This window comes from Celeribacter marinus, from assembly GCF_965656515.1.
Taxonomy (GTDB): Bacteria; Pseudomonadota; Alphaproteobacteria; order Rhodobacterales; family Rhodobacteraceae; genus Celeribacter; species Celeribacter marinus_D.
The window spans coordinates 27,598-31,031 of record NZ_CBFHKW010000027.1; the positions used below are offsets into that span (position 1 = coordinate 27,598).

Here is a 3,434-nt window from a genome sequence, read left to right on the forward strand (position 1 = left end):
CTTGCACATCTGAAAGCAAGTAATGCGCAAACGTCTCGCGTAGAGTTTCAGGTTGTTGCCGCACAAGCCGACCCCGTTGCGCGTCCCGCGCCCAAAGAGGCGCCGCAACCCGTGACATCGGCACAATCCGAGCTACCCGGTGCGCCGCTAGATGCGCGCTTTACGTTTGATAATTTTGTTGTTGGCAAGCCGAACGAACTTGCACATGCTGCTGCGCGCCGTGTTGCCGAGGGCGGACCTGTGACGTTTAATCCGCTATTTTTGTATGGTGGTGTTGGCCTTGGCAAGACGCACCTGATGCACGCAATCGCCCATGAAATTAAGATGCGCGACCCCGAATTGCGCGTCCTTTATCTATCCGCTGAACAATTCATGTACCGTTTCGTGCAAGCGCTGCGTGACAAGCAGATGATCGATTTCAAGCAACTGTTCCGGTCCGTCGATGTGTTGATGGTCGATGATGTTCAATTCATCGCCGGCAAGGAAAGCACGCAAGAAGAGTTTTTCCACACGTTCAACGCGCTTGTGGACCAAAATAAGCAGATCATTATTTCCGCTGACCGCGCACCCGGCGAGATCAAAGATCTCGAAGATCGCATCAAGTCGCGTTTGCAGTGTGGCCTCGTGGTGGACCTCCACCCGACCGACTATGAGCTGCGCCTTGGCGTTTTGCAAACCAAAGCGGAAAACTACCGTCTGCAGTATCCCGATTTGGTGTTCAACAACGGCGTGCTTGAATTCCTTGCGCACCGCATCACCACAAACGTGCGTGTTCTTGAAGGTGCACTTATGCGGTTGTTTGCCTTTGCTTCTTTGGTGGGCCGCGAAATCACATTGGAAATGACACAGGAATGTTTGGCAGACATTTTGAAGGCGTCCGAGCGCAAAGTGACGGTTGAGGAAATTCAACGACGGGTATCGGAGCACTACTCGATCCGGTTGAGCGACATGATTGGACCCAAGCGCGTTCGCGCAATTGCCCGTCCGCGTCAGGTGGCGATGTATTTGTCAAAGCAAATGACGTCGCGCTCCTTGCCCGAAATCGGACGTAGGTTCGGCGGGAGAGATCACACGACTGTCATGCACGGCGTTCGGCGTATCGAAGAGCTGAAATCATCCGATAGTCAAATTGCGGACGATCTGGAGCTGCTGTCCCGCCTTCTTGAGGCGTGATCTGCACAACATGTGGCAAGAAGGCGGTTCCTTCGTGACAAATCCTGTCGCGAGGGGAGCTTGCCCTTGACGGTTGCGGCACAACGCAACACAGTCTGTCCAAACAATATCTTGCGCTGCGTGGTGAATGGTTTACGTTCAACTCCCCAGTCAAATGTACATACGAGGGTGGTATGAAAATCAGTATCGAACGCGGCGAACTTCTTAAGGCCGTGGGACAGGCGCAATCCGTAGTGGAACGCCGCAACACCATTCCGATCCTTGCCAACGTTTTGATCGAGGCGGCGGGCAATGATGTGTCGTTTCGCGCTACGGATCTCGACATCGAAGTTGTGGATAAATGTAATGCCATGGTTGAGCGCGCGGGATCTACGACAGTATCCGCGGTGATGCTGCATGAGATCGTGCGAAAATTGCCTGATGGCGCGATGGTTCAGTTGAACGATGATGGAGCGTCAGGGCGTCTAACCGTTGAGGCGGGCCGGTCGAATTTTTCATTGGCCACACTGCCGAAAGAAGATTTCCCCGTGATGGCAAGCGCAGATTACGAAAGCAATTTTGCGATTCCTGCGCCGGTTTTGCGCCGTTTGTTTGATAAGTCCAAATTTGCAATCTCGACCGAAGAGACCCGCTACTACCTCAACGGCGTCTACATGCATGTTTCTGACGCTGAGGGCGGAAAAGTACTGCGGTGTGTGGCAACAGATGGCCACCGTCTCGCGCGTGTGGATGCAGTACTGCCCGATGGTGCGGCTGATATGCCGGGCGTGATTGTGCCACGCAAAACCGTAGGAGAGTTGCGCAAGTTGCTTGATGATGATGACATGACGATTGCGGTGTCTGTGTCAGAGGCGAAAGTGCGGTTCGCAACGCCAAACATCACGCTAACGTCCAAAGTCATCGACGGCACGTTCCCAGATTATACGCGTGTTATTCCTGTCGGAAATACCCGCAAGCTCGAAGTGGACGCCGCTGAATTTGCGAAGGCCGTGGACCGTGTTGCGACTGTTTCGTCGGAGCGCTCCCGCGCTGTGAAGCTGTCCCTTGAAGAGGACAAGTTAACGCTTTCCGTCAACGCGCCTGACAGTGGTGCCGCCGAAGAAGAGTTGGCTGTTGCGTATAGCGATGAGCGTCTCGAAATCGGTTTTAATGCAAAATACCTGCTGGAAATCGCATCACAAGTGGACCGTGAAAACGCAGTGTTTTTGTTTAATTCCTCAGGTGATCCAACATTGATGCGAGAAGGTAATGATACCTCTGCCGTCTATGTTGTGATGCCGATGCGTGTTTGAGTATTTGGCGCTCAAAGAAACCAGGTGAGGCGCGATGGGCGGCCTTTATCTAGAAGAGCTAAGTCTATCGCATTTTCGCTCACATAGGGCCGCACGTCTCGAATTGGACGGGCGGCCTGTTGCGATACATGGACCCAATGGCACGGGCAAAACCAACATTCTTGAGGCGGTTTCGTTACTGTCTCCGGGGCGTGGGTTGCGGCGCGCCTCGCCCGATGACATTGCTCGAAAGCCCGAGCGTCTGGGGTGGAAGGTCCGTGCAGAACTTCGGTCCCTTCATCAAACGCATGACATTGAAACATGGGCGGAGGCGGGGCAATCGCGTTCGGTCAAGGTCGACGGCAAAGCCGCAGCACAGCTTGCGTTGGGGCGTGTTGCGCGTGTGGTTTGGCTCATTCCAGCAATGGACAGGTTGTGGATTGAGGGGCCTGAGGGGCGCAGGCGGTTTTTGGATCGCATGGTAATGTCCTTTGAACCTCGTCATGCCGAGGCTGTGTTGGGCTATGAAAAGGCGATGCGTGAACGCAATCGCTTGCTCAAGGACATGGTGCGCGATGCGCATTGGTATGGCGCACTTGAGACGCAAATGGCGGCGCATGGTGCCGATATCATGAAAAACCGTTTGGTCACGCTTGCGCGACTGGCGGCGGCGCAAGACGGAGCAAAGACGGCCTTTCCCGTTGCCACATTGACGTTGCAAGCTTCTGACGACAAACCGTTGCCCGAGGCCGAGGATGATTTGCTCAGGGCATTGCGCGATAACCGTCAGCGTGATTTGCAAGCTGGTCGCACACTTATAGGCCCGCACCGCGCGGATATGAGCGGGGTGTACGCAGCGAAAGATGTCCCCGCCGAACACTGCTCCACAGGAGAGCAAAAGGCGCTTTTGATCTCACTGATTTTAGCAAATGGCCGTGCTTTGTCCGAGGACTTTGGCGCTGCGCCAATTTTGTTACTTGATGAGGTCGC

General features: G+C 54.5%; 3 protein-coding genes. All 3 read left to right on the plus strand.

The window, feature by feature from the left end:
- Positions 1 to 1,173 (plus strand): chromosomal replication initiator protein DnaA (gene dnaA, locus ACTG34_RS07955; RefSeq protein ID WP_439104415.1); only part of this gene is annotated, 1,173 nt, incomplete at its 5' end.
- A gap of 173 nt (positions 1,174 to 1,346) precedes the next feature.
- Positions 1,347 to 2,465, plus strand: a complete 1,119-nt coding sequence (gene dnaN, locus ACTG34_RS07960) for a DNA polymerase III subunit beta (RefSeq protein ID WP_439104416.1) — start codon at positions 1,347 to 1,349, stop codon at positions 2,463 to 2,465.
- A 34-nt stretch (positions 2,466 to 2,499) separates the two neighbouring features.
- Positions 2,500 to 3,434, plus strand: a 935-nt coding sequence (gene recF / locus ACTG34_RS07965) for a DNA replication/repair protein RecF (RefSeq protein ID WP_439104417.1), incomplete at its 3' end; no start/stop codon positions are given.